General features: G+C 62.4%; 27 protein-coding genes and 2 tRNA genes. 21 read left to right on the forward strand and 8 right to left on the reverse strand.

The annotated features are described in order from the left end of the window. Positions 1-14 precede the first annotated feature (14 nt). The 3 genes from RIG82_08885 (at position 15) to RIG82_08895 (ending at position 2,349) form a co-directional block, all read left to right on the forward strand. Positions 15-1,232: a cytochrome c oxidase subunit 3 gene (locus RIG82_08885; protein ID MEQ9461053.1), complete on the forward strand. Its 1,218-nt coding sequence runs from the start codon at positions 15-17 to the stop codon at positions 1,230-1,232. Positions 1,233-1,251: 19 nt separating this feature from the next. Continuing rightward, positions 1,252-1,614: a cytochrome C oxidase subunit IV family protein gene (locus RIG82_08890; protein MEQ9461054.1), complete on the forward strand. Its 363-nt coding sequence runs from the start codon at positions 1,252-1,254 to the stop codon at positions 1,612-1,614. 69 nt (positions 1,615-1,683) lie between these two features. Then, on the forward strand, positions 1,684-2,349 hold the full coding sequence (locus tag RIG82_08895; protein ID MEQ9461055.1) for a cytochrome c oxidase subunit 3: 666 nt from the start codon (positions 1,684-1,686) through the stop codon (positions 2,347-2,349). A 79-nt stretch (positions 2,350-2,428) separates the two neighbouring features. On the opposite strand, the gene RIG82_08900 is transcribed toward RIG82_08895, so the two are convergent. The 5 genes from RIG82_08900 to RIG82_08920 form a co-directional block, all read right to left on the reverse strand. Continuing rightward, positions 2,429-2,499 (reverse strand) — tRNA-Gln (locus RIG82_08900). Between the two features lie 125 nt (positions 2,500-2,624). Then, the gene (locus RIG82_08905; protein ID MEQ9461056.1) at positions 2,625-3,299 is read right to left on the reverse strand and encodes an HAD family phosphatase; all 675 of its coding nucleotides are present in this window, start codon (positions 3,297-3,299) and stop codon (positions 2,625-2,627) included. Further along, a complete protein-coding gene (locus tag RIG82_08910; GenBank protein MEQ9461057.1) occupies positions 3,296-4,015 on the reverse strand; it encodes a ribulose-phosphate 3-epimerase in 720 nt (239 codons plus the stop codon). Before RIG82_08910 ends, RIG82_08905 begins: the two co-directional genes overlap by 4 nt. A 31-nt stretch (positions 4,016-4,046) precedes the next feature. Further along, the gene (locus tag RIG82_08915) at positions 4,047-5,054 is read right to left on the reverse strand and encodes a hypothetical protein (GenBank protein MEQ9461058.1); all 1,008 of its coding nucleotides are present in this window, start codon (positions 5,052-5,054) and stop codon (positions 4,047-4,049) included. Between the two features lie 27 nt (positions 5,055-5,081). Next, a complete protein-coding gene (locus RIG82_08920) occupies positions 5,082-6,287 on the reverse strand; it encodes a phosphoglycerate kinase (GenBank protein MEQ9461059.1) in 1,206 nt (401 codons plus the stop codon). Positions 6,288-6,393: 106 nt separating this feature from the next. On the opposite strand from RIG82_08920, the gene RIG82_08925 reads away from it, so the two are divergent. Both RIG82_08925 and RIG82_08930 read left to right on the forward strand, forming a co-directional pair. Beyond that, positions 6,394-7,605, forward strand: a complete 1,212-nt coding sequence (locus RIG82_08925; GenBank protein ID MEQ9461060.1) for a glycine cleavage T C-terminal barrel domain-containing protein — start codon at positions 6,394-6,396, stop codon at positions 7,603-7,605. A 123-nt stretch (positions 7,606-7,728) separates the two neighbouring features. After that, the gene (locus RIG82_08930; GenBank protein ID MEQ9461061.1) at positions 7,729-8,469 is read left to right on the forward strand and encodes an SDR family oxidoreductase; all 741 of its coding nucleotides are present in this window, start codon (positions 7,729-7,731) and stop codon (positions 8,467-8,469) included. A 69-nt stretch (positions 8,470-8,538) separates the two neighbouring features. Here the strand turns inward: RIG82_08930 and RIG82_08935 are convergent, their stop codons facing one another. Further along, the gene (locus RIG82_08935; GenBank protein MEQ9461062.1) at positions 8,539-9,294 is read right to left on the reverse strand and encodes a metallophosphoesterase family protein; all 756 of its coding nucleotides are present in this window, start codon (positions 9,292-9,294) and stop codon (positions 8,539-8,541) included. A gap of 116 nt (positions 9,295-9,410) precedes the next feature. Between RIG82_08935 and RIG82_08940 the strand changes: the two genes are divergently transcribed. From RIG82_08940 to ruvX, 7 genes are all read left to right on the forward strand, one after another. After that, positions 9,411-10,547 (forward strand): glycosyltransferase family 9 protein, encoded by a 1,137-nt coding sequence (locus tag RIG82_08940; protein MEQ9461063.1) that lies wholly within the window; start codon positions 9,411-9,413, stop codon positions 10,545-10,547. A 35-nt stretch (positions 10,548-10,582) separates the two neighbouring features. Further along, complete coding sequence (locus RIG82_08945) at positions 10,583-11,938, forward strand: DUF4349 domain-containing protein (protein MEQ9461064.1); 1,356 nt, start codon at positions 10,583-10,585, stop codon at positions 11,936-11,938. A 33-nt stretch (positions 11,939-11,971) separates the two neighbouring features. Then, positions 11,972-12,940, forward strand: a complete 969-nt coding sequence (locus RIG82_08950; GenBank protein MEQ9461065.1) for a hypothetical protein — start codon at positions 11,972-11,974, stop codon at positions 12,938-12,940. Positions 12,941-12,988: 48 nt separating this feature from the next. Further along, positions 12,989-13,061, forward strand: a tRNA-Glu gene (locus RIG82_08955). 85 nt (positions 13,062-13,146) lie between these two features. After that, positions 13,147-13,770: a carboxymuconolactone decarboxylase family protein gene (locus RIG82_08960; GenBank protein MEQ9461066.1), complete on the forward strand. Its 624-nt coding sequence runs from the start codon at positions 13,147-13,149 to the stop codon at positions 13,768-13,770. Positions 13,771-13,774: 4 nt separating this feature from the next. Then, a complete protein-coding gene (locus RIG82_08965; GenBank protein ID MEQ9461067.1) occupies positions 13,775-14,875 on the forward strand; it encodes a mannose-1-phosphate guanylyltransferase in 1,101 nt (366 codons plus the stop codon). 2 nt (positions 14,876-14,877) lie between these two features. After that, complete coding sequence (ruvX, locus tag RIG82_08970) at positions 14,878-15,294, forward strand: Holliday junction resolvase RuvX (protein MEQ9461068.1); 417 nt, start codon at positions 14,878-14,880, stop codon at positions 15,292-15,294. Positions 15,295-15,304: 10 nt separating this feature from the next. Here ruvX and RIG82_08975 read toward each other — a convergent pair whose 3' ends face one another. After that, positions 15,305-16,795, reverse strand: a complete 1,491-nt coding sequence (locus RIG82_08975; protein ID MEQ9461069.1) for a hypothetical protein — start codon at positions 16,793-16,795, stop codon at positions 15,305-15,307. A gap of 158 nt (positions 16,796-16,953) precedes the next feature. Here RIG82_08975 and RIG82_08980 point away from each other — a divergent pair, with 158 nt between their 5' ends. The 9 genes from RIG82_08980 to RIG82_09020 are packed head-to-tail and all read left to right on the forward strand — an operon-like array spanning position 16,954 to position 25,544. Further along, on the forward strand, positions 16,954-17,733 hold the full coding sequence (locus tag RIG82_08980) for an RsmE family RNA methyltransferase (GenBank protein MEQ9461070.1): 780 nt from the start codon (positions 16,954-16,956) through the stop codon (positions 17,731-17,733). Positions 17,734-17,777: 44 nt separating this feature from the next. Further along, entirely contained in the window at positions 17,778-18,533 is a 756-nt protein-coding gene (locus RIG82_08985) for a chlorite dismutase family protein (GenBank protein MEQ9461071.1), read from the forward strand. Between the two features lie 49 nt (positions 18,534-18,582). Continuing rightward, complete coding sequence (locus RIG82_08990) at positions 18,583-20,040, forward strand: UDPGP type 1 family protein (protein ID MEQ9461072.1); 1,458 nt, start codon at positions 18,583-18,585, stop codon at positions 20,038-20,040. Between the two features lie 36 nt (positions 20,041-20,076). Further along, entirely contained in the window at positions 20,077-21,249 is a 1,173-nt protein-coding gene (locus RIG82_08995; GenBank protein ID MEQ9461073.1) for a 3-dehydroquinate synthase, read from the forward strand. Continuing rightward, positions 21,239-21,553 (forward strand): hypothetical protein, encoded by a 315-nt coding sequence (locus tag RIG82_09000; GenBank protein MEQ9461074.1) that lies wholly within the window; start codon positions 21,239-21,241, stop codon positions 21,551-21,553. The genes RIG82_08995 and RIG82_09000 overlap by 11 nt, the downstream gene beginning before the upstream one ends. Then, the gene (locus RIG82_09005) at positions 21,550-22,356 is read left to right on the forward strand and encodes a TatD family hydrolase (protein MEQ9461075.1); all 807 of its coding nucleotides are present in this window, start codon (positions 21,550-21,552) and stop codon (positions 22,354-22,356) included. Before RIG82_09000 ends, RIG82_09005 begins: the two co-directional genes overlap by 4 nt. After that, positions 22,349-23,458 (forward strand): metabolite traffic protein EboE, encoded by a 1,110-nt coding sequence (eboE, locus tag RIG82_09010; protein ID MEQ9461076.1) that lies wholly within the window; start codon positions 22,349-22,351, stop codon positions 23,456-23,458. The genes RIG82_09005 and eboE overlap by 8 nt, the downstream gene beginning before the upstream one ends. Next, the gene (locus RIG82_09015; protein MEQ9461077.1) at positions 23,455-24,153 is read left to right on the forward strand and encodes a UbiA family prenyltransferase; all 699 of its coding nucleotides are present in this window, start codon (positions 23,455-23,457) and stop codon (positions 24,151-24,153) included. Before eboE ends, RIG82_09015 begins: the two co-directional genes overlap by 4 nt. 5 nt (positions 24,154-24,158) lie before the next feature. Next, on the forward strand, positions 24,159-25,544 hold the full coding sequence (locus tag RIG82_09020; protein ID MEQ9461078.1) for an alkaline phosphatase family protein: 1,386 nt from the start codon (positions 24,159-24,161) through the stop codon (positions 25,542-25,544). On the opposite strand, the gene RIG82_09025 is transcribed toward RIG82_09020, so the two are convergent. Next, a complete protein-coding gene (locus tag RIG82_09025) occupies positions 25,519-26,349 on the reverse strand; it encodes a hypothetical protein (protein MEQ9461079.1) in 831 nt (276 codons plus the stop codon). The genes RIG82_09020 and RIG82_09025 overlap by 26 nt on opposite strands. Between the last annotated feature and the right edge of the window lie 36 nt (positions 26,350-26,385).

Consider the following 26,385-nt stretch of genomic DNA (forward strand, 5'->3'; position numbering starts at 1 on the left):
AGGCTGACAGCGTCATGACCGAGGCCAGTCACCACGGGCACGGCGAGGAGGGTCACCACCCGCACCTCGCGCACCACTTCCATACCCCCAAACAGCAGTTCGAGTCCGCCAAGCTGGGCATTTGGCTCTTCCTGGCGACCGAGATCCTGATGTTCGGCGGGCTTTTCTGCGCCTACGCGATCTATCGCGGGAATCATAAAGAGGTCTACCTCTACGCCCACAAGTTCCTCGATACCAACCTCGGCGCCATCAACACCGCTGTCCTGCTGACCTCCTCGCTCACCATGGCGTGGGGTGTCCGCGCCGCCATGCTCGGCCAGAAACAGCTCCTCTCGATCATGCTCGCGCTGACGTTTATGGGTGGCGTCGGCTTCATGGGCATCAAGACCATCGAGTACACCAGCAAGTGGAACTCCGAACTCTGGCCCGGCACCGCCAACGCCTACTACCCGGTTGATACCGAAGGGCTTTCCTCCGAAGAAGTGGCTCAAAAAGAAGTCGAGCGGCTGAACCTCATCAGCAACTATCTCGACCGCAAGTACCTCGGCAAATACCGCTCCGGTGCGGTCGGCCCCGGTAGCAGCTACGAGTTCGGACCCGATTACAAGTACAAAAACGACCCCTACTTCTACGACCCCCACAAGGGCCATGGCGAAGACGGCCACGACAAGGAGCACGTCGCCGACGGCTCTGAGCCAGAACACAATGGAGAAGTAGCACACGCTACCAGCGAACACGCCGAAGCACCCCATGCCGAAGCCCATGACATCGGCCACGGCGAGCACGCCTCGGCGTCCTCCCCCGACGACGCCAACTACGTCCCCATCGCGGGTGAAGATGTGCATCACGCTCAAGGCACGCCCGCTGAGGTCTCGATGATCCCCCCGCCCGCCGAGGCCACCTCAGCGGTCGTCGCCGCCTACGCCGACCCCGGCGACCACCACCACACCGACCATGGCGGACACGCCCCCGTCATCACCTTCGTTGACCTGCCACCAGCCGAGCAGGGCCGGGTGCATATTTTCTATCAGATCTACTACATGATGACCGGCCTCCACGGCCTGCACGTGCTCGTTGGCATGGGCCTGCTGTTCTGGGTCTGGGTTCGAGCGACCTTCTACGACGCCTTCGGACCCAACAACTTCACCACCATCGAGGTCGTCGGCCTCTACTGGCACATCGTTGACCTGATCTGGATCTTCCTCTTCCCGCTGCTGTACCTGATCCACTAAGCCCGAGAGCGATACCACCATGGCGCATCACGAACCCAAGGTCGATGAATACGGCTTCGACCACAGCTACAACCACCCGCTGCCCTACACCGAGATGTTCCTCACCTTTGTCGCTCTGATGGTGCTGACCTTCATCACCGTTGGCGTCACCACCTACGACTTCGGCTATGTCATGAACCTCGTCGTCGCCATGACGATCGCGTTTATCAAGGCCAGCCTCGTCGCCTGGTACTTCATGCACCTCAAGGAAGACGCCCCGCTCAACGGCATCATCCTGATTTCTTCGCTACTTTTCGTGACGCTGTTCATCACCTTCACCCTGATGGACACCAACGCCTACGCTTACTTCCTGGAAACACCATCAATTGTCTCAACGCCCTGACGGATTCTCTTAGGCCCAATGGTCTAAGCGGGGTAGAATAGACTAGTGGTGGATGCATGGAGGTGTGCCATGGCGGACCCGAAGACGACGGTCCCGGCTCGCGTTGGTGACTTCGGCATGTGGCTGTTCCTGCTCTCTCTGGGGATGCTCTTCGCCGCTTCGATGCTGGCCTACGTCATCATCCGCATCAACGGGATGATGGAAAAGACCAACGTCATCACCGGCGAACCCATCCCACCCGCCGGTCCGCCCTGGGGATCGCTCGATATTCCCTGGCCGCTCTGGGTCTCGACCGTCGTGATCCTCCTCTCTAGCTTCACCATCCACCGGGCAGCGACCCACATCCGATTCGAGCGGGTCGATGCCTTCAAACGCATGATGACCGCCACGCTGTTACTGGCGATCGGCTTCCTCCTCGTCCAGACCCCCAGCCTCGTCGGCCTCCTCGCCGAACACTACGACGCCATGGAACAGCGAGAGCTCATGGCAAACATCGGCGGTCCGGCGGGTGCCATGACCAACAACGCCCTCTATGGTGCCGTCTTCTTCCTCATCCTCGTCCACGCCCTCCACGTCATAGGCGGGGTCGTCCCCCTCGCCATCGTCACCAGCCACGCCCACGCGAACCGCTACGACCACGAGCACTACCGCCCGGTCAAGCACCTCGCCATGTACTGGCACTTCCTCGACGCCGTCTGGATCATCATGTTTGTCGTGCTGCTGGTCACGGCGTGAGCCGGTCCTGATCAAAAAAAGAGCCGTGGCCTAAAAACCACAGCTCTTGTGTCATCTCGACAGCTTCTTTGAATCGAAGCTGGCCCTCAGGGACTCGAACCCCGACTAACTGGACCAGAACCAGCCGTGCTACCATTACACCAAGGGCCAAAGGGGCAGGTCTGGGGACTCCCTGCCGCAACTCAACATCGTAAGAATCACCGCCGGGGCCGTCAAAGATCGCGTGATCGGACCCCCCCCCAACCCCCCGCCCTTCCGCCCGACATCAGTCGAGGTCACTCAACGCCTCTGGCCGCCATCGCCCGCTCCACCACATCCAGGTCCAAACCCTCCAGCGTCGCCAGCACCATCGCCGCTCCCGGGAAGGTCTGGTCCCTCGTCACCTCGTTCGGCACCGCGACCGCGTACAACCCCGCCGCATGGGCCGAGGCGATCCCGTTCGGCGAATCCTCCAGGGCCAACGCATGCCCCGGAGCCACACCCAGCCGTCGGCACGCCTCCGCAAACGGCTCCGGCCCCGGTTTATGCGTGGTCGTCTCCTCACGGGTGACCAGCACCGGGAACGACCCCAGCAGCCCGTGCCGCTCCAGATACCCCGCCACCCACGGACGGTCCGAGCCCGACGCCACAGCCAGCTTGAGCCCCCACGCCACCGCCCGCTCAACAAGATCGCGAACGCCCGGCAGCAGGTCAGCCTCATCAATCAAATCCCGCGTCGCCGACCGGCGTTCCGCGGTCAGCCGCTCCCGATCCAGCCTGAGCCCGGCAAGCTCTTCAAGATGAGCGTGGAAATCAAAGCTCCACTCCGGTCTGCCCAGCACATCGACCCATCGCTCAATCGGCAGCTCGTGGCCATGCCGCCGAAACAGCTCGCGCCACGCCAGATACTGCGGGGTCTCGGTGTCGAGCATCAACCCGTCAAAATCAAAAACAATCGCCCGCAGCATCATCCGGGCCCCGCCAGGCTCGACTCGTGAAACGCACGAATCACACCCGCACGATCATCCGAGCCAAACAGCGCCGACGCCGTGACCATCACGTCAACGCCATGCGCCGCCGCCTCACGACACGTCCGGGGGTTCAGCCCGCCATCCATCTCAATCCGCAATCGCTCATCGGCGTGCTCGCGCAGACCACGCGCCTTAGGCAGCACCTCGGGCATGAACTTTTGACCCGACTTGCCCGGATGAACACTCATAATCAGCACCATCTGCAAGTCATCCAGCACCGGGTCGATCACCCGCAGCGCATCCGCTAGCGAGGTAGGGGGGTTCACGACCAGCCCCGCGTCACATCCCACCTCGTGGACCTGTCGGACAACGTCGCTGGCGTCATAACCGCCAGACCGCAGCGGCTCACACACCTCGACATGAAAGGTCAGCATGTTCGCCCCCGCCTTGGCGAAACTCTCGATGTAGTCAACCGGACGCTCAACCATCAGGTGAACGTCAAGATAAGTCTCCGGCAGGTGACGACGCAGCCCGCGGATCATGTCGGCGCCCATCGTCAGGTTCTGCGCAAAGTGACCGTCCATGACATCCACATGCAGCAGGTCCGCCCCGGCATCCAGCACACTCCCGGCGTCCTCGGCCATCCTGCCAAAGTCAGCCGATAGCACCGACGCCGAGACAAGCGGACGGGACGGTTTCTGTCGTAAAGAAAGCATCGTGCCAGTGTATCGACACGGCCCGGGAGAGTCAGAAGGCGAAACGCGCATGAAGCCCAAGGTAGGGTGCATCATCGAGCTTGCGCAGCGTTGTGTCATCCCGACGATCAAAGCCCGTCGAAAACTCCTGGTTGAACGCATACCCCACCGCCGCACCAAGCTCGATGTCCGGATTCGCCTTCCAACTAAAACCCAGCTCCGCACGATCCTGCTCGAAGAACATCCGCCGATCCTCAGGCAGCGCCTTGGTCGCATATGCCTCCGCCTGCCCCGTCAGCGACACATACACATCAAACCGCTCGTGCACCTCATACGTCACCATCGCCTCGACTGACTCAGGGAAAAACCACGTCCCCTCGACCGTCAACCGATCCATCGGCTGCCAGCTAACCGCGGCATACGGAAAACCAAAACTTACGATCAGCGGCGTCTCCACATCAAGACGCTGCGTGTAAATAAACCCCGGCAGCGGAATATCCGGGAACACACTCCGATTCCCGTTCCAGTCCAGCAGCACCGTGTACGAAGTCCGCTCATCGACCTGATGCGTCGCCGCCACCCCCGCCGACCCATACCAGCCATCCTCCCCATCGAACGACAGGTCCCCATCGTTGTCACGCACCTGACCCGCGTACCCCACACCCAACGCCCAACTCACCGACCAGTCCGATTCATCAAGCTGATGCGTCATCCCCCCGCCAACAAACAAATCCATTAACCCCTCAGGAAACACCGGGTCCGAACTCTCGATCGTCAAGGTATGCAACCTCAGCCGCAGAGCCGCTCGTGTATCCGGCGTAGCCTCATCACCGACGCCTTCGCTCCACAGCCGCCCGCGCACGTCAATATCATTGATCGCCAGCCCGACACCCGTCCCCGTGCGCTCGACATCACTCCCGAACACGCCAATCGACTGAACATCCACCAGCACCGTCTTCTCAGGCGGGTAAGGCATCAACACCGCAGGCAGTGCCGACTCACCCCATACCGGTGCGGCCATCAAACAACCAAGAACGCAGGCAGGCATGGTCTGTTTCATGGACAACATTGTACGCTCCCGCTCGGGTCAGACCGCCACACCCTGCTTCTCGTCCAACAACTCTACGCTGTTGAACTTCTTGCCCTCAAGCATCTCCAGGCTCGCTCCACCCCCAGTGCTGACGTGCGAGACCTTGTCCGCGTAGCCAAGCTGAGCAATCGCCGCAGCGCTGTCGCCCCCACCAATAATGCTCACCGCATCCGACTCCGCGATCGCCTGCGCCACCGCCTTGGTCCCCTCATCAAAAGGCGGCATCTCAAACACACCCATCGGCCCGTTCCAAACCACCGTCTTCGCCTCACGAACCAGATGGCCAAAAAGCTTCGATGAATCAGGACCGATGTCCAGACCCTGATAGCCCTCAGGCACCTCCCCCGCCTTCACAATCTGCTTCTTGCAGTCACCCGAAAAAGCATCCCCCACGTGCGTGTCCACCGGCAGCACCAGCTTACTCCCGGCCTTCCCAATCAAACGCTTGGCCAGCTCAACCTTGTCCGGTTCAACCAGACTCCCGCCAACCTCCCCGCCCTGCGCCAGCGAAAACGTGTACGCCATCGCCCCGCCGATCAACACGTGATCACAAACCTTCAGCAGATTATCAATGACATTGATCTTGTCCGACACCTTCGCCCCGCCAAGGATCGCCACAAACGGCCGTGCCGGGCTGTCGATCGCTTCAGACAGGTACTGGATCTCCTTCTCGACCAGAAACCCGCACACCGCCGGCTTGCCCTCGGCCTTCATCTTCCGCGGAGCCGCCACCATCGAAGCGTGGTCCCGGTGACACGTCCCAAACGCATCATTGCAATACGCATCCCCAAATGACGCCAGCGTCGCCGCAAACGCCTCATCACCCTTCTTCTCCGCCTTGTCGAACCGCAGGTTCTCCAGCAGCACCACCCCGCCCGGCTCCAACCCCTCAACCTTCGCCTTGGCGTCGTCGCCAACTGTATCCGACGCAAACACCACCTCGCGCCCCAGCAGTTCCCCAAGCCTCTTCGCCGCCGGTGCCAGTGAATACGCCGCCTCGGGCCCCTCACCCTTTGGCCGCCCCAGATGGCTCATCAGCACCAGCGCCCCCCCACGGTCCAGCACCGCACGAATCGAGTCCAACGCCATCCGAATCCGCCGATCATCCGTGATCTGACCATCCTGTAGCGGGACGTTGAAGTCCACCCGCATCAGAACCCTCAGTCCCGCCACATCGAGATCAGCAATGGTTTTCTTGGGCAAGAGATCGTCCTCCATGAACTGGCCAAAAGCAGGGGCGTGACCTATGACTATCCAGCAACAAGCCGACTACAGAAACCGACCCACCAACCGATAGCTTACTCCGAACATGACCTCTTTTCACGATCACCTCACCAGCCTCGGAGCCGAGTTCCTCACCTACGGCCCCGACGCCGACTCCGCCGTCCACCTCGCCGAACACCTCGGTGCCTTCGAGGCCGAGTACGCCGCCATCCGCCGCCGTGTCGGCATCCTCGCCCTGCCCCAGCAGGCCATCCTCCACGCCTCCGGGATCGACCGCCAGGACTTCCTCCACCGCATGGTCACCCAGAACATCAACGCCCTCGAGCCCGGCCAGACCACCCGCTGCTTCCAACTCGACGGCAAAGGCCGCATCCTCGCCGACATCCTCGTCCACCATGGCGGGGACGACACCTGGCTCGAAATGGACCGATTCCGACTCGACTCCGTCCATCAACTCCTCGACAGCCGACTCTTCTCCGAAGACGTCACCCTCGAGCCGCAACCCGATGCCCGGCTCTTCCTCGCCCTCATCGGACCCGCAGCCCTCCGCCTCCTCGCCGCAGCAGCAATACACACCGTCGAGGGCATGACCCCCGATGACCTCGGCTCAATGCCCCGCACCACCCATGTCCTCAATATCGGCACCGCCCTCGTCTCGGCAACCCGCTGGGACATGGCTGGCGAACTCGCCATCCGACTCGCCGTCCCCACCGAGCACGCCGTCGAAGTCCACCAGACGCTGCTTGACGCCGCTGGCTACGAGCCCAACGCCGAAGTCGATGCCGACTTCGGCCAGCGCCGCCGCGACTCCCTCCGCGGACGACCCATCGGCTGGGCCGCCTACAACACCGCCCGCATCGAAGCCGGCGAAGTCCTCTTTGGCGTCGACTTCGGCACCGACTGCCGACCCGCAGAAGCCGGCAAAACCGTCATGGACCAGACCGTCTCCTTCACCAAAGGTTGCTACCTCGGCCAGGAGGTCGTCGCCCGGATGCACAACCTCGGACACCCCAAACGACTCCTCATCGGCCTCACCATCGAGAGTGACAAGCTCCCCGTCGCCGGCTCCCAAGTCCTCAAAGCAGGCGACGATGGCCCCACCCTCGACGTCGTAGGCGGAATCACCTCCTCCACCCTCTCCCCCCTCCGAGGCGGCCTCGCCATGGCCATCGCCATGGTCAAGTGGGGCCACCACCGCCCCGGCAACAAGCTCTACGCCACCGAACTCGGCCAGCCCGTCGAAGCCCTCGCCGGACCCCCAGGCGTCGAGAGCCTCCGACCCACCCACAACGACTGAATCAACGTCACATCACTTTTTTCCAAGCTCGGGAATGAATATCTGTTGCAACAGGTTTTGTCTCCGAAGCCAGCAAGAACCACTGGCCCGAAAACAAACACCCCCCCAACAGGAGACATCACCATGGGATACGACGTCAAGAACAGCACGGCCTTCGTCACAGGCGCCAATCGCGGCATCGGCAAGGCCATCGTCGAGAGCCTCATCGCCCACGGCGCCAGCAAGGTCTACGCCGCCGTCCGAGACCCTGCCTCAGCCAAAGACCTCGTCGATGCCCACGACGGCAAAGTCGTCGCCATCGAAACCGACCTGAGCAAACCCGAGACGATCACAGCCGCAGCCAAGGCCGCCGCGGACGTGACCCTCGTCATCAACAACGCCGGCGTCCTCCGCGTCTCCGACCCCCTCGACCCCAAAGCCGAAGAAAACTTCCAATTCGAGTTCGATGTCAATGTCCTCGGACTCATCCGAGTCGCTCAGGCCTTCGCACCAACCCTCAAAGCCAACGCCGGAGGGGCCTTCGTTCAACTCAACTCCGTCGCCTCCGTCAAGAACTTCGCCGCCTTCTCCACCTACTCCGCCTCCAAAGCCGCTTCCTACTCCATCACCCAGGGCCTCCGCGACACCCTCGCCGAACAAAACACCCACGTCCTCAGCGTCCATCCCGGCCCCATCGCCACCGACATGGCCGAAACAGCCGGCCTCCCCGATGGTGACCCGCCCAGCGTTGTCGCCGAAGGCATCGTCGCCGCCCTCAAAGCTGGCGATTTCCACCTCTTCCCCGACACCATGGCAAAACAGATTTTCGACGCCTACCGTAGCTTCGCTCAAAACGTCGTCGAAGCCCAGATGACCGAGGCCTGACCCACCCCTGATAACCCAGTCCCTTCTCCTCGGCCCGCGAATCCCCACAAGGAATCGCGGGCCTTGTCGTTACCGCCCCTCGAGCAGCCGCTGACCCAGAAAATCATGCAGCTCCGGGACCGCATCGATCTTCGCCGCCACAGCATTCACGTCATATTCCAGCCGGTGGAACGACACCTTGTCACCCTCCAGAATCGCATACGACGCCCGCGGATCACGATCCCGCGGCTGGCCCACCGAACCCGGGTTGATGATGCACTTCTCGTCATCCGAAAACGTGTAGGCCCCGCCAAGGTCCGAAGGCGGATAAAAATCCGGCTCATCCGTAAACACCCCCGGCACATGTGTGTGACCCACAAAACACCGCCGCTCGATCCGATCAAAAATCTGCTGAACCTTCTGCGGGCTCGTGATCACGTCGTCCGGAAAAATGTACTCATTAATCGGCCGCCGGGGCGACGCATGAACGCACAACGCCCCCTCATACTCCTGTCGAATGCTCAGATTCCCCAGAAACTCCCACCGCGCACGACGCAGGCCCGCATCCGGCTCGCTCTCAAGCTGCTGACGCGTCCAGAACGCCGCCGCCTCCGCCGTCGCATTAAAACCCGTCGGCTCATACAACGCCGCAAAATCGTGGTTCCCCATCAACGCCCACAAGCACCGCTCCTTCACCACGTCCAGGCACTCACGCGGATTCGGGCCATACCCAATGATGTCCCCCAGGCAGACAATCGTCTCGATCCCCTTGCCGTCGATGTCCGCAAGCACCGCCTGCAAAGCGTCGAGGTTGCCGTGAATATCCGATATCAACGCCGTCGCCATGAAGATGCGCCCTGTGAAAGGGGGTCCCTCTCTCGAATCGTCCAGAGAGTCTGAGCATTTCCCCGCCAGACGCAAGTACTACGCCAGCGGGCACCTACCCGTTATAGTCGGTTGTTATGGCAAGCGGAGTACAGGTTCCGGGCCGATTCGGCCCTCGCGATGGCACACGATGCCTCATCGTCCGCCCATCTGCCCTGGGCGATGTCGCCCGCACCGTCCCCGCCCTTGTCGCCCTCAAGGCCGCCTTCCCACAGACCACCATCGACTGGCTCGTCCACCCCGCCTACGCCGACGCCGTCCGCTGCCACCCCGCCCTCGACGCCACCATCCCCTTCGACCGCGACGGACTCTCCGGCTTCGGCTACCGCTGGAGCGCCACCAAAGCCGGCTTCGCCCTCATCCGACAGCTCCGCAACAACCGCTACGAACGCGTCTACGACCTCCAGGGACTCGCCCGCAGCGCCCTGTTCACCTACTTCTCCGGCTCACCCCACCGCGTCGGCTTCGCCAACGCCCGCGAAGGCGCCTCATGGGCCTACAACCACAAACACCAGGTGAACGAGGTCCATACTGTCGACGAGATGATGGGCCTCCTCCGCGCCGATGGCGTCCCCATCCCCCCGGACCCCGACCTCAGGCTCTACACCCCACCCGAAGACCTCGCCTGGGCCCAACGCTATCTCGACAGCCGCTACATCGACCCCGCTGAGGGCTACACCTGCATCGCACCCACCGCCAAATGGCGTTGCAAGTGCTGGCCCCTCGACGGCTGGGCCAAGGTCATCACCCGCGTCATCGGCGACCGACACCTGGGCGGGAAAATCCTCGTCCTCGCCGCACCCCACGAAACCGAGTACCTCGCACCCCTCCGCAAAGCCCTCGACGACGATGTCGAAGTCTCCAAACGCGTTTTCTTCCCCGAAACCACCACCGTCGGACGCCTCATGGGCCTCATCGCCCGCTCCCAGGCCGTCATCAGCAACGACTCCGCCGCCCTCCACCTCGCCGTCGGACTCCTCCGACCCGTTGTCGGCATCTACGGCCCCACCGACCCCCGCACCGTCGGACCCTATGGCCGCCACATGGCCGCCATCCAGCCCAAAGAGGCCGCCCGACCCAGCTTCGTCTTCGACTACCGCAAACACCGCGATGACCAGTCCCTCATCGCTCAGGTCCCCGCCGCCGCCGTCCTCGAAACCCTCCTCCGCGTTTCGGGAACCTCCCCCGACCTCCAGGCGTCTGTAGCTGGGTAGCCAGACACCATCTCCGCTCCCGAAAGGACTGTCCCGTGACGGGTAAACGCATCGTCGAAATCGTCGTCGTCCTCCTCATCATCGCCCTCCTCGTCGCCATCCTCACCCCCGCCCTCGGGGCAGCGCGAAGCACCACACAGACCGACCCCTACACCGAATATCTCGGCACAGCCAGCCAGGACCGCTATTTTGACCCCAACGCCGTCGGTCGCTGGGAAAGGCCACCCGGATCACTCAGCGTCGAAAAGGATCAATCCGCCGGATTCGCCGAGAGCCAGGAAAGCGTGATGGGTCGCCGGATGGCAGTGTCGAATACCGGTGCCATGGCTGGAGGCGTCATGTTCGCCCAGGCCTCCGCCCCCCCCGAAGCCGCCGACCTCGAAGCCTCTTCCGAACAGAATGTGGGGGAGGGCGACCCCCGCGAGATCATCTACACCGCATCCCTCAACCTCGCCGTCGAAAACCTCGCCTCCACCCTCGACTACATCCGCGCCTACGCCAAAGCCCAGGGCGGGCACATGGAGCAGCAGACCTCCAACATGATTCGCATCCGCGTCCCCGCCGCGACGTTCGACGAGGTCCTCGAAAAACTCGCTGGCATCGGCGAACTCCGCGACAAGAACATCGGCGCCCGGGACGTCACCTCACAGGTCCGCGACATCGAGATCGAACTCAAGACCGCCACCACCTCCCGCGACCGCCTGCTCACCCTCCTCGAACGCGCCGAACGCACCGAAGACGTCATCCAGATCGAACGCGAACTCCGCCGGCTCAACACCCAGATCGACCAGGTCCAGGGACGACTGCGCTACTTCAAAGACCAGGTCTCGATGTCCACCATCACCGTCGTCCTCAACGCCAAAGTCCCCCAGCAGCCAACCGACCCCGCCATGCCCTTCGTCTGGATCGACCAGCTCGCCTTCGAACTCATCAACCCCTCCCGCACCCCGCCCAGCACACCCGACCTCGGCGACGGCGTCCGCATCGAACTACCCAACGGCTTCGTCCGCCACTACCAGGAGGACTACGTCACCATGGCCCTCTCCTCCGATGGCGTCGGCCTCAAGATCATTCGCCACACCAACTACGACGAGGCTGACCTCGACTTCTGGCTCGGCCTCGTGCGCACAACACTGATCGATCAGATGGCAATCCCGGTCGGTGAACCCGTTTTGGACAAGCTTGACGGTCGTTGGTGGGGCAAAAGCAGCACGGAAATAGCCACTTTAGAGGGCCCCAAGACCGTGGGCGCACAGCCGCACCGCTACCTCATCGGCCTCGTCGCCACCGACCGCTACGTCTACACCGCCGAAGCCTGGGGCCCCGACCAGGCCCTCGCCAACCACCGCGACGCCATCACCCAAGCCATGATGACCCTTCGCGTCCGCTGAGTACCCCCGCAAGTCCTGCGATTGGAACGCTTTATGAGAATCATCGCCGGTATCGACGAAGCGGGCTACGGCCCCCTCCTCGGCCCCCTCACCATCGCCCGCGCCGTCATCGCCCTCCCCGACACCGACCAGGACCCCTGGAAACTCCTAAGCAAAGCCGTCGCCCGCACCCTCTCGGGCCGAAAATCCCGCCTCGTCGTCAACGATTCCAAAAAACTCGGGGTGCGCACAGCCGGACTCCAGCACATCGAGACCAGTTGCCTCGCCTTCGCCCACGCCGCGGGCCTCGACACCACCGACGCGGGCACCCTCTTCGACGCCCTGGGCGAATCCACCCACCGCCACCTCGACCACCTCCCCTGGTACAGCCCCACCACCCGCTGGCCCTGGCAGCCCCTGCCCACCGCCCTCACCGCTGGCGAAGTCTCGATCGCCCGCTCCATGCTCAACACCACCATGGCCGCAGCAGAAGTCTCCGTCCGCTCCCTAGGCGTCAGCCTCGTCTTCGAAGACGCCTTCAACGACCTGGTCAGCAAGACCAACTCCAAGGCCTCCGCCAGCTTCACCTACGTCGCCCGCCACCTCCTCGCCATCTGGCGCGACTTCGGCGGTCACCACCCCCTCGTCGTCATCGACCGCCAGTCCGGCCGAACCCACTACCGCGAGCTGCTCAGCCTCCTCCTGCCCGAAGCCTCCTTCCGCGTCCTCGAAGAAGGACCCGACCGCTCCGCCTACGAGGTCCGCGAGGGCGACCGCTTCATGACCGTGAGCTTCGAGACCAAAGCCGATGGCACCCACTTCCCCGTCGCGCTCGCCTCCATGATGGCCAAATACAGCCGCGAACTCATGATGCAGCGCCTCAACAGCTGGTTCGCCAATCGCCTCCCCGACCTCCGACCCACCGCCGGCTACGCCCTCGACGGCCGCCGATTCGTCGAAGAGATCGCCCCGCACCTGCCCGAGTGGGGTGTTCACCGCTCAAACCTCTGCCGAATGGCCTGAGGATCGGTTGGAATCGGCCCTGATCCGATCTATACTGCTGGGCTCGACGCCCCGTTCGTCTAGTGGCCTAGGACACTGCCCTCTCACGGCGGCGACATGGGTTCAAATCCCATACGGGGTACTCCCATGGCGGCCTCCCGGCCGCCTTTTTCATGCCTAAACGCCTCCAACCAGCCTCGTAAACCATCAGAGAAAGCCAGCCCACCATGAGCTCCTGGAACGAACTAAGCGACCCAGCCAAGGCACAACTCGAATCGATCGCCGCTGAGCTGGGACTCCATCAGGCCCCCGCCGTGTTCTGGTCGCTCGCTCGGGTGCCCAGCCTTCTGGCCGATCACTGGGCCAACCTCAGGAGCACCCTCATCGATGACGGTCCTCTTGAGGCGAAAGCTCGTGCCTCCGTGGCGTGGGCGGTGTCCTCAATGGCCCCGGACCCCGACCTCGACGCGTTCCTCAGCGAGCGATTCCAAAGCACACTGACCGAAACCGAGCGCGCCGAAGCCGCCGCGGTCGCATCGATCTGCACGACCTACAACACGCTGTTTAAGTTCCGCCACATGGTCGAGGATGAGGACTTCGGCAAGCTCCGCGCGGGCCTGCGGGTCAAAACCTTCAAGGAAACCTCGCTCGAACCCGCGACGGTGGAGTTGATCAGCGTCGCCGTCTCCGCGATCAATGCCTGCCAGCTCTGTGTCGGTTCTCACACCAAGAAAGCCCGTGATCTGGGCCTGAGCCCCGAGCAGATCGATCACGCGGTGAAGATCGCCGCTGTTGTCGGCAGCCTCGCCCAGTTCGCTCGGGCCTCCGCGTCGGTCGATCCGGTAGATTGACACTATGAGATACGCCCTGATTATCGCGGGCGGGTCCGGTACCCGGCTCTGGCCGATGTCGACCCGCGATCTGCCCAAGCAGCTTATCCCTTTGTTCAACGGCAAGTCCCTGCTGGAACTCGCGGTCGAGCGTCTACTCGGTCTGGTCGATGCCGACAAGCTCTACGTCTGCGCGGGCGAGAGCATGAAGGACGTGATGCTCCAGAAGATCCCGTCGCTCTCGGCGGATCGCTTCATCGCCGAACCCATGGGCCGCGACACCCTTAACGCCGTGGCACTGAGCTGCGCGGTCCTGCAGAAGATCGACCCCGATGCGACGGTCGGCGTGTTCACCGCAGATCAGCTCATCGAGCCTGCGGACACGTTCTGCAAGGTCGTCTCCTCGGGGTACGACGTCGCCGAGTCATCGGATGACCTGCTGGTGACCTTCGGCGTCGAGCCCACGCACCCCGCCACCGGGTACGGCTACCTCGAACTCGCCAAAGATCTTCTCGGACACGAGCAGGCGAAGCTCGTGGGCACCTTCAAGGAGAAGCCAGACTTAGCGACCGCTGAGCGGTACGTCAGTCAGGGCCCCGATCGCTTCCTGTGGAACAGCGGGATGTTCGTCTGGCAGGCCAAGACGCTTCTCCGCGCGGTTGAGCAGTTCGCTCCCGAGAACCACGGTCCGATCATGGACCTCGCGTCTGCCTGGGGCACCAGCCAATGGTCGAGTCGGGCCACGGAGATCTATCCAAATCTCAAGAAGATCAGCATCGATTTCGCGGTGATGGAGCCGGCGTCGGAGTCGAGCGAGTTTCGTGTTGCGGCGCTGCCGCTGCCGATCCGCTGGCTCGATGTCGGGAGCTGGCCGAGCTATCAGGGCACGCTGACGCCCGATGGCGAGGGCAACGCGACCTCCGGCTGCAAGCAGACACTGCTGGACTGCCGGAACACGCTCGTGGCCTCGGATGATCCCGACCACTTGGTGGCGGCGATCGGTCTTGAGGATGTCATCATCATCAGGACTGACAAGGCGACGCTCGTTTGCCGAGCCGAGGACGCGGAGCGGATCAAACAGCTCCACGCGGCCATCGGCGACGCGCACGGCGACGACTACCTCTAGCCATGCGTTATCTCGCCATCGATCCTGGCGCCCGACGCACCGGTCTGGCGGTCGGTGATGACGAGACCGGGATCGCGAGCCCGCTGGAGGTGATCGATACCGCCAGCGAAGTCGAGCGGATGCGTCGAGTTCACTCGGCGATTGCCAGCGAAGAGCCGGACGCGCTGGTGCTTGGGCTTCCGTTCAACATGGATGGCAGCGAGGGGCCTGCGGCCAAGCGGGCACGAGCATACGCCGAGGTCCTGAGTAAAGCGACGGGACTGCACGTGCACCTTGCCGATGAGCGGCTGACTTCTGCGGTCGCTGATGAACAGATGGCGCGAACCGGGTTAACACACAAGCAGAAGAAGCAGCTTCGTGATGCGTTGGCTGCTGCGGCGCTTCTCCGATCATTCCTCGCTGAGCGGCTTGGTGACTGATGCAGCGGACTCAGAAGACGATGACGTAGAGCAGCAGCACCAGAGCGGTGAAGACATTGAGCAGCCCGATGTAGCCCAGAGTCTGGCGGACCTCGGTGGGCAAAGCCATGAGCGGGCGGCTGATCAGGACGCAGAAGCGCCAGGTCATGTCCCGGAATGCGTCAAGACGATTCCGGGTGGGCCGATCAACAGATGCATCGCGTGACAGAGCCCGCTGGGGCGGGGTGCGTTTGGCGTCTTCATCGAGTTCGGCGGCGACCGCATTGCTGCCTGAGTCATCCTCCATCGCGGCGAGGGCTGCGGCTTCTTCTGCGGCCTGGCTCTTGCCGATGACGCCCAGCTCGTTTGTGGTGGCCTGCTCGACGGTCTCAAAGTCGCCTTCAGGAGCGTCATCATCCTGCTCGACATCAGCTTCTGTGCTGCTTGAAACCTCTCGTGGCGTGGATGCTGTTGGCGGGGCTTTGGTGACCTGCTCGACGGACTGGAAGTCGCCTTCGGGGGTGTCGTCTTCTGAGGTTGTATCGGCTGGATAGTCATCCTTGGCGGGGGGGGCAACCCTTGTGACGGGGCGAGCATCTGATGCCTGCTCGATCGCTTCGGCGAGGCTCACGTCGTCGCCTGCGTCGGCGTCCTCGGCGTGATCGAACTCGCCCTGAAGCTCGGCTTCGACCTGCTCGGCGAGCGCGGCGTCGAGGTCTTCCAGTGCAGCGACCTCGTCGGGCACCACGCCTTCGGGCTCCTGCTCCGGGTCTTGGCTCTCGGAAGCCTCGTTGGCGGGAGATGGTTCCTGCAACTCACCGATCAGGTCTTTGAGTTGGCTGTCCAGGTCGCCAGATGAAGGGGTGCTTGCGTCTTCGGTGACCTCTGTGGCTGGCGGGGCTTGGTTGTCCATCTCGGCAACGGACTTGATGTCTTCCGATTCGTCGAGGAGGCCATCGATCGCGCTGGTGACCTCATCGGAGCCCTTGATGGCCTCGGGTTGCTGCGCCTCGGCATCGGGGCTGGCGGGCGATGCGGCCGGAGTCTCCTGCTTTGTTTCGTCGTCGATCTCGTCGAGGACAGATTCGAGGTCGGCGACCCAGGAAGGCTGTGCCTCCGCCTCAGTCTCGGCCTCCAACTTCGCCTCGGTTTGGGGGTCCGGATCGGAGGCGACCGCTTCTTCGGGCGGTGGCGATTCCGTTATCCCCGCAGCGTCGTCAGGGTTGGCGTTGTCCGCTTCGCGTTCGGCTTGTTCAGCCTGGTCGATGTGCTGCCCAACGGCCTCATCGACGAGGTCCTGAGTCGATGTGGGGGGGTCTGTGGTCTCGCTTGGTGGCGCGGCTTGCTCTGCGGCCTGAGGTTCTGCTGGTTCCGGTTCGGGCGAGGCGGGCTTGGGGCGAGGGCGATCGGGGAGCGTGCCCGGGGCGGCCAGCTCGATCCGATCCAGCAACTCTTCGAGCTGTCGATCCAGCTCGAAGGGATCGGGGGCGTTGGTGTTGCTGGAGGTCGCGGGTTGTGCCAAGTGCTGGCGCTCCCTGGGGCTGGGTGCTGCCGATCCTTCGGCGGCGAAACTCGCTGCTTGCGGCCGGGCCCGTGATCGTCCATGCTCGGGCCACAACAGGGCGGACACAGGGTCCGTCCCGTCTCCTGTCGATCGACCCCTCTTGGTAGGGGCCTGCAGTGGCCAATGACGAGGTCCGAGAGCAACGCCCCTCATCGGCCGCAGACGCGGATCGGTCTTACCCACGATTCTACGCTCAAGCCCTGCCCGCCTCGAACATCGATCAGGATGTTTTGCTCGATCTGGACCCGGAGGAAGCCCGACACGCTACACGGGCTCTGCGGCTGGAACACGACTCACCCATCGAACTCATCGATGGATCGGGCCGGATCGCCCGTGGGAGGCTGCAATTGGCGGGGAAGAAGGCCGTTTCAGTGGCGATTGAGGCGGTTGTTGTCGCTCCAGCCCCCCGCCCGCTGATCACGATCGCATCGGCGATCCCGAAGGGCTCCCGGGCTGAGGACCTCATCGACCTGCTGGTCCAGACCGGTGCCGATAGGCTGGTGCCGCTGGATGCAGAGCGATCGGTGGTCCATCCGGCGGCAGGGCGGTCAGACCGCTGGCATCGGCGTGCTCTGGCCGGGCTCAAGCAATCCCGCCGGGTTCATGGGATGGGCATTGACAGCCCGGCGCGACCGGCTGACCTCGTGAGCTGGTCGCAGCCCTTGCGGCTGTTTGCGGACACACAGCCGAAGGTCGAAGCAGCCATCGATGAATCCATGCAAGAAGCGGCTGAGGTCGCTGTCGCGATCGGCCCCGAGGGCGGCTGGTCTGATGCCGAGCGTGTCAGGCTGCTGGATGCTGGCTGGCAACCTTGGTCTCTTGGGGCGACGGTGATGAGGGTGGAGACCGCAGCGGCCACTGCGTGTGCGGTGATTCGCTACCTCACCCGGCCCTGATTCGCGTCCGGGACAACACGCTGGCAACTGTCTAGTCTGGTGGTATGAGCGAACGATCCCATTCCGTCGTCGGCAGGCCGGCACTCGAAGAAGTCGATCTCCGTGAGCACGGAGCCAAGGGCACAACCTCGGACCGCAGGCTGTTTATCCAGTTCCAGGCTTTTTCCAGGATGGATGGCCAGCCCGCGCCGACGACTCAAGACCTAGTTGCTGCGCTGAGTAACAAGAGCACGGACCTGGTCCTCTACGAGGACGCGCGCGACCCCCGTGGTTTCGGGTTGGCGTTGGCATCAGAGGACCCCGGCGTCATCATGGATGTGACCCGTCAGGTCTTCGCTGACCCGGCCTGGCAGGGCCTGACGATCAAGCCCGAGTACACAATGATGGGGCGGACGTATGCCCTGGGATATGAGGCCGACCTGGAGGACACGCTGCTGCAGCGTCCGCGTCGGCATCTGCTCGAGGCCGAGTGGCCGTGGTGTGTCTGGTACCCGCTTCGTCGGGCCGGGGCCTTCGAGACACTGGAGAAGGACGAGCAGCGTGCGATTCTGGGCGAGCATGCCACGATCGGGATGAGTTGGGCCCGGTCCGGTGTCGCGCGTGACATCAGGCTGGCCTGCCACGGCTTGGCGGGCGAGGACAATGACTTCGTCCTGGCCCTGTTTGCCCACGAGGTTCATCCGCTTTCCGCGTTGGTCAACCGGATGCGATCGACCGTGCAGACCTCTCGATATCTCGAAAAACTAGGTCCGTTCTTCCTAGGCCGGGCAGTCTGGCGTTCGACGACCCTGCAAGGGTGAGTAGAATCATCTCTCAGAGCTAACCTCCTCCAGCCAGAAGCAGATGACCATGATCGAGACGACCAGCGAGCAGCACATCCAGGCCCTCGAAACCCTCAAAGCCGTGGGGCAGGAGCACATCCTGGCGGGTTATGACCGTCTCAAGCCCGCAGAGCAGGAATCGCTGCTCGCCGAGATCGCATCGGTTGACTGGGCCGAGGTTGCTCGTCTGGTCAAGACTCATGTCGAGAGCAAGCCGAAGTTCAAGCTGCCTGAGAACATCGAGCCGGCACCGTGGTACCCCAACGTGCCCTCCGCTGAGCTGGAGCAGTTCTACCGGACCGCCTTCGAGGCGGGTTGTGCGATGGTTCGTGATGGCAAGGTGTGTGCGTTCACTGTCGCGGGTGGGCAGGGCACACGGCTGGGCTGGGATGCGCCTAAGGGCACTTTCCCGGCGACGCCGATCCGGAAAGTCCCGCTCTTCGGCTGCCTGGCCGAGTACATCCGCGCTATCGAGATGCGCTTTGGCGTGGTCATCCGCTGGTACATTATGACCTCCCCGGCGAACGACGCGGACACGCGTGCGTATTTTGAGGATCAGAACTACTTCGGTCTCGATCCCGATCAGGTGATGATCTTCCCGCAGGGCATGATGCCTGCCATTGGCATGAGTACTGGGAAGGTTCTGATGGCGTCGCCGTCATCGGTTGCACTCTCGCCCAACGGCCACGGCGGATCACTCAAAGCGCTCGAAACCTCCGGGGCGCTTGACGACATGGCCCGGCACGGCATCGAGCACATCAGTTACACCCAGATCGACAACCCGATCGTGCGTGTGATCGATCCGCTGTTCCTCGGGCTGCACGCGATTTCCGGTTCGCAGATGTCGTCAAAGATGCTGCCCAAGGCGTATCCGAAGGAGAAGCTGGGCAACTTCTGCGTCGTTGATGGGCGCGTGACAATCATTGAGTACTCCGACCTGCCCGATGAGCTTGCTTACGAGACGGTCGAGTCGGGCGACCTGCGTTTCCGTGCGGGGTCGATCGCGATCCACACGATCCGTCGGGATTTTGTTGAGCTGCTCAATCGCTCGGCCCAGGGCTTTGCGCTCCCTTATCACCGAGCGGAGAAGAAGGTTCCGTATCTGGATCTCAAGTCAGGCAAGCAGGTCGAGCCTGACAAGCCCAACGCGGTCAAGCTCGAGACATTTGTTTTCGATGCGCTCCCGCTCTGCTCGACCTCGATCGTCTATGAGACCGAGCGGATTGATGAGTTTGCGCCGATCAAAAACGCGGATACGCCAGCAGGAGAGGAACCTGCCAACGACAGCCCGCAGACCAGCCGGACGATTCAGTCCGAACGTGCGGCCCGGTGGCTCTCGGAGCTGGGGGTCCAGGTCCCTCGTCAAGCCGACGGTTCGATCGATGCCACGCTGGAGATCAGCCAGATCACGGCGATCTACAAGGAAGACCTCGACGGCTCGAAACTCCCCGGCCGGATCGAACCGGGGCAGGAAGTTCTGCTCTAGCCCGAGCGATCCGCTGAGCTGGTCTATGCTGTAGTCATGTCCTCTGGTTCACCCCCTATCCGAGAAGGCTCCGGGACCGACCCCACGCCAGCGGAACTCATCCTCAGGCTGCCCTATCGGCTGATGGCTTCGTCGTCGATTGCGCACGACAACAACCCGCTGCTGGACGAGCTGCTCGGAGATTCTTCAAAGGTTCGCCTCATCGTTTTCGTGGATGATGGGCTGGCCGCGGCGCAGCCGCGCTTCGTTAAGGACCTCACCCGGCGGCTGAGTGTGAAGGCGGGCTGGTCGGGCCTCCATTTGCTGCCAGGTGGCGAGCGGGCGAAGAACGACCGCGCTGTCTTCGACGGTTTGATCGAGACGCTCGCCGGTGCAGGGCTGTGCCGTCACAGTTATGTGGTGGTGGCGGGTGGCGGGGCGGTGCTCGATGTGGTTGGCTTTGCGGCATCGATGGTGCACCGCGGGGTGAGGCTGATCCGTATCCCGTCGACCACGCTGGCGCAGGCCGACTCGGGCGTGGGCGTGAAAAACGGCATCAACGCCTATGGACAGAAGAACTTTCTGGGCACGTTCGCGGTGCCTGATGCGGTGGTGCTTGACCCCACGCTGCTTGAATCGCTGACGCCTCGTGACTGGCGCTGCGGGCTTAGCGAAGTGGTCAAGGTCGCCTTGCTCAAAGACGCCGATCTTTTTCAAGCCATCGAGCGTTTTGTCGGCGATCACCCGAGCGACCGGGTCGCGGCGCAGCCGCTGTGGCTAAGGTCGGCTGAGTTGCATGCTCAGCACGTTCTGAACTCGGGTGATCCCTTTGAGCTGACCAGCGCCCGCCCTCTTGACCTCGGGCACTGGTCGGCTCACCAGCTCGAGGTCATGTCCTCTTACCGACTCCGGCATGGCGAAGCGGTCAGTCTCGGGCTGGCTCTGGACACGATTATCAGTCAACTTGTTGGCGTGCTCGAGCCCGCCACCGCTGAGCGTATTATTCGGTGTCTGGACGCGACCGGTCTGCCCGTGTTCGATGATCTGTTGCTCGATACCGGCCGTCTTCTCGAAGGCCTGGATCGTTTCAGGCAGCATCTTGGCGGGGTGTTGTCGATCCCGCTGATCCACGGTGTTGGCGATTGCCGGGCGGTCAGCAGCATCGATACGCCGACCATTCACGAGGCCGTCAACCTGCTCGCGCAGCGTGAGGTCAGCCATGCCGTCTAAGCCAACGTGCCCTTTATCACGCGAGCAGCTCATCGACCGCTATTTCCTCGAACATCGTGCCCGCCTGATTGATCTCGCGGCTTTTCTTGATCGCATTGATCGTGCCCAAGATGAGGCAGTCGCCGATCGGCGTGTTGCCGCGCTCCTACAGGCGATCCAGCTTCTGGATGATGGCAAGCCCGAGCGAGCCCGGCGAATTCTCGAACTGTTCTCCGACCTGACAACCGACCCCATCGATAAGGCTGCAGGTAAAGGAGCCATCGGCGTAGCGATCAATCGTTTCTACGATGAGACGAGGGCGTGAAGTACATTGACCCCCACATCCACATGGTCAGCCGGACGACGGATGACTACCAGAACATGGCACTTGCAGGCTGCGCCGCCATCACCGAGCCGGCTTTCTGGGCTGGCTACGACCGAGCGTCATCCGAAGGCTTCGCTGACTACTTCCATCAGCTCACGGAGATCGAACCGAAGCGTGCGGCGCGCTATGGCATCGCCCATCACAGTTGGCTGTGTATCAACCCCAAGGAAGCCGAAGACCTCGGTTTAGCGCGTGATGTTCTTGCGATGATTCCCGGCTTTCTTGAGTGCCCGAACGTACTCGGTATCGGCGAGATCGGTCTCAATAAGAACTCGCGCAACGAACTGACCATCCTCGAAGAGCACATTGGGCTTGCCGCAGAGCACCACCAACTCATCCTGGTGCACACACCGCATCTTGAAGACAAGCTCAAGGGCACACTGCTGATCATGGACGCCCTTGAGCGCAATGGCGCAATCAAGCCCGAGCGTGTGCTGATCGATCACGTCGAGGAGCACACTGTCGCTGCGGTGCTCGATCGAGGGTACTGGGCGGGCATGACGCTCTACCCGGATACGAAGTGCACGCCTCAGCGAGCTGTTGACATCATTGAGATCTATGGCAGCGAGCGACTCTGGGTCAACTCGGCGGGTGACTGGGGGCCTTGCGACCCGCTCTCGGTCCCGAAGTTTCGCATGGAGATGAGCGCGCGGGGACACGATGCGAAAATCATCCAGCACATCACCTACGACAACCCGTTGGCCTTTCTTAGCCAATCGCCCAGGTTTCGAGTGGATGGATAAACCGATCCTCGGGTACTGCACCAACGTCCATCCCGGCGGGGACCTGGAGACGCTCCGGTATCATCTCGATCGCTCCGCTGTCGGTGTTCGGCAGCACCTCGGTCTCGACGTCATGCCCATCGGCCTCTGGCTCTCGGATACTGCCTCAGAGGTCCTGTCTCAACCCGGAGAGGCCCTCCGTTTCCGGCGGTGGCTTCGTGAGCGCGGGTTGGCCGCGTTCACACTCAACGGTTTTCCGCAGCGCGACTTTCACGAGTCCACGGTCAAGCATCGCGTTTATCAGCCCGCGTGGTGGCAACCTGAGCGTCTGGCCTACACCCTGCGGCTGGCGTCTCTCCTCGCGGTGGTCGCCGAGAATGAGGGGCGTCTATCGATCTCAACCTTGCCCATCGGCTGGCGAGGTGAGTCGACCAATGATCTGAGCGAGCGAGCCATGTCACATCTCATTCAACTCATCGAGGCTCTTACTGAGCTTGAACGCCGAACACATCGTCATGTCGCGATTGATCTTGAGCCGGAGCCGGGCTGTGTTCTGGATCGCAGTGAGCATGTGATCGAACTGTTTACGGCTCTCCGCTCGCGTTCTGATCCTGTACTGGTCAATCGCTATCTTGGCGTTTGCCACGATATCTGCCACGCTGCGGTCATGCATGAGGATCAGTCTGCGGTGATCGACTCCTACCATGAGGCCGGCATCACCATCGGCAAGCTCCAAGTCTCGTCCGCGATCAAGGCGACCGCTTCCTCACGAGACGCGCTTCGATCTTTCAACGAGCCAAGGCATCTTCACCAAACGAACGTAACTCATGCCGGCCGTAACACGCTGTATGAAGACCTTGATGTTGCGTTGGCTGCACCGTTTGACGAGGCCCGTGTGCACTTTCATGTCCCGGTCTTCCTCGAAACAGTTGGTGATCTTGGAACAACCCGTGATGAGATTGCCCCTGCACTAAGTTCTGCCTGCGCTGCCGGGGTCACGCACTTCGAGGTCGAGACATACGCCTGGCCGCAGCTGCCCGAAGGCGTTTGGGCAGGCAGTCTCGAAGCTGGGATCGCGGAGGAGCTCCGGTACACGCAACACCTGTTCGAAGCAGCATCATGATCGGCACGCCTCTCGACTGGCTCCGACTCACGCGATCGAGCAACCTCCCCACGGTGGCCACGAACATCCTTGCCGCGACTGCTGTCGTAGGCGAGGCGTTCACCTCGCGCTGGTGGCTCCTGTTTGTCGCCGTCACGGCGGTCTACGCTGCGGGGATGATCCTCAATGATCTCACCGACCGCGCCACCGACCGGCTTGAACGCCCCGATCGCCCCATCCCCTCGGGCCGGATCGCCCTCTTTCCCGCTCGGCTCGTTGCGGTCACGCTGATCGGTCTCGCCATGGCTTTGACCGGGCTGCACGCGATGGCCGCGCTGCCTTGGATGCTGTTGCTGATCTTACTGGTTGGCCTCTACAACGCTTTACCCCGGCACTCCTTTGTCAGCACGCGTTTGATGTCGAGTTGCCGTGCGATGATTCCCGTCATCACCTGTTTCTGGCTCGGCGTCGATCTCAGTCTGAGTCTGCAGATTCTTGTCGTGAGCTGTTTTGTCTACACCGAGCTCATCAGCCAACTGGCCAAGGCTGAGGCCACAATCGAAGGTCGTGCGGGAGTTGTTCAGTATGTTATTGCCGGTTTCTGTCTTCATGACGCGATGTGGACCCTTGGCGAAGGCCGATCAGAGCTTGCGCTCATCGCCGTCGTCTGTTTCTTCTTGACGCTAGCCCTCCATCGTGTGATCCCAGGGAGTTAGTGCCGATGAAGCGCCCGTTGGCTGTCATCAATCTGGTCGGACTGACGCCTGAACTCCTTCGTCACGCCCCGCGTCTGTCATCACTTGCGGCTTCGCGTCGCGTCACGCCGTTGGTGCCTGTCTATCCTGCGGTGACCTGCTCGGTGCAATCATCCATGCTCACCGGGCAGCCCGTTCGAGGTCATGGCGTTGTTGGCAACGGCTGGTTCGACCGGGGTCTTCGCGAAGTCCACTTCTGGAAGCAGTCGAATCACCTTGTCCAGCATGCCAAGGTCTGGGAGACCGCCAAGCGCACTAACCCCGAGTTCACCTGTGCCAATCTTTTCTGGTGGTTCAATATGGCCACGGCGGCAGACCTCAGCGTCACCCCGCGCCCCATCTACAAGGCCAACGGCCGCAAGCTCCCGGACATTTACACGCAGCCACTCAGTCTCCGCGACCGACTCCAGCGGGAGTTAGGGACCTTCCCACTCTTTCGCTTCTGGGGGCCTGCTGCTGACGTCAGTTCTTCGCAGTGGATCGCTGATGCAGCCCGTATCGTGGCGGATGAGCATCATCCGACGCTGCTGCTTGTCTACCTGCCGCACCTTGATTACCCGCTGCAACGGCTTGGTCCTGATCACGCTGACGTCCCGAGTGAGGTTCGGGCGATCGACGCCGTGGCGAGCGACCTGATCAATCATCTTGATTCTCTCGGCTACGACACCGGCATCGTTAGTGAGTACGGTATTGAACCCACGACCGGCGTCATTACACCCAATCGTGCGCTCCGTGAACAGGGCTATCTCCAGGTGAGAGCGGAAGACGGCCACGACATGCTCGACGTCTTTGCCAGCCGCGCGTTTGCCGTTGTTGACCACCAGATCGCGCACGTCTACATCAATAGTTCGGCGGACCTTAACGTGGTCGCTTCGATCCTTAGCGACTTGCCTGGTGTCGATCAGGTGCTGGATCACTCGGCACAGCGCGACCTACAGATCGATCACCCTCGTACCGGTGATCTTGTTCTCGTCCCTAAACCCGGCTATTGGTTCGCTTACGACTTCTGGCTCGACGATGGTCGCGCTCCCGACTACGCCCGCACCGTCGATATTCATCGCAAGCCGGGCTATGACCCGCGTGAACTCTTCATGGACCCTGAACTCCGCTTCCCCAGGCTTCATGTGGCCCGCCGGCTGCTTGCGCGTAGGCTGGGGTTTCGTAACCTGCTCGACGTGATCCCACTTGACAACCAGTTGGTTCGCGGCACGCATGGCAGGAGCCATCTTCCAACCGGAAAAGGTCCGTTACTGATCGCTCCCGAAGAGACGCCGGTTGATGATCTGATCGATCATGGCGGCATCCCCGCTACCGCGATCTACGATCTTATTCTTCGCGCGACCAGTTCATAAACAGCGACCGAATGTTCTGAGCCTGGCGGTCACAGATGTCTTCCAGATCGCCGACGGGTTCCTGAGTCCTTGGCAGTGTGTGCAGGTAGGGGGGCGGTCCGAACTCAGGCGTGAGCGTCGTAAACGACTCGCCGTTTGCCCTCTGCTTGTCCCAGACCTGCATCCACCAGGTCTCGTGTGCCGCGCGCTCAGTGGCGAACTCAGGGGCATCGGGGTCGGTCACTTGTGGGCCCTCCGCATAGCCGATCCGGGCGTGAACGTGCACACAACGATCTGAGCAGAGGTCAAAGATTTCCGGTTCCTCCGGGATGCGTTCGCACACGCAGACCCAGTGGCTGTAGTCACACAGGAGTCTGATCTCGGGCACGGCCTCCAGCACAGTACGGGTCGTCCACGGGTTGTAGAACACGCGACTCCGGTGCGTCTCGTGGCCGACGGTGATCCCGAGGTCGGACTCAATCTTTACAAACTCCTGATACATCGTGATCGCGTCTTTGATGGGGAAGCGATCCAATCCGCTATGACACCCGATCTTGATCGGTCTCAGAGGCATGACACGATCCAACTCCTCACGGAACGATTGGACGTGATCAGCGACCGTATCGCCAGCGGTAAACGTCGGCGTGATGCAATCAAAACTAACCTCATCCAGCAGGTCACGAAGCTGCCGGGTGTTTACGCCATGGGGGAGCTTCTCAGCAGACGGGCACTCGATGCCGTCGTATCCCTTCGCCTTGTAGCGAGCGAAACACGTTTCCAGGGGCTCGGTGACGCCCCAGGTATGCCGAAAAATACACAGCTTCATCGTTCAGTTCCTGATGATTTTTAAGTGAAGCTCTCG

Source organism: Phycisphaeraceae bacterium, from assembly GCA_040222855.1.
Lineage (GTDB): Bacteria > Planctomycetota > Phycisphaerae > Phycisphaerales > Phycisphaeraceae > Mucisphaera.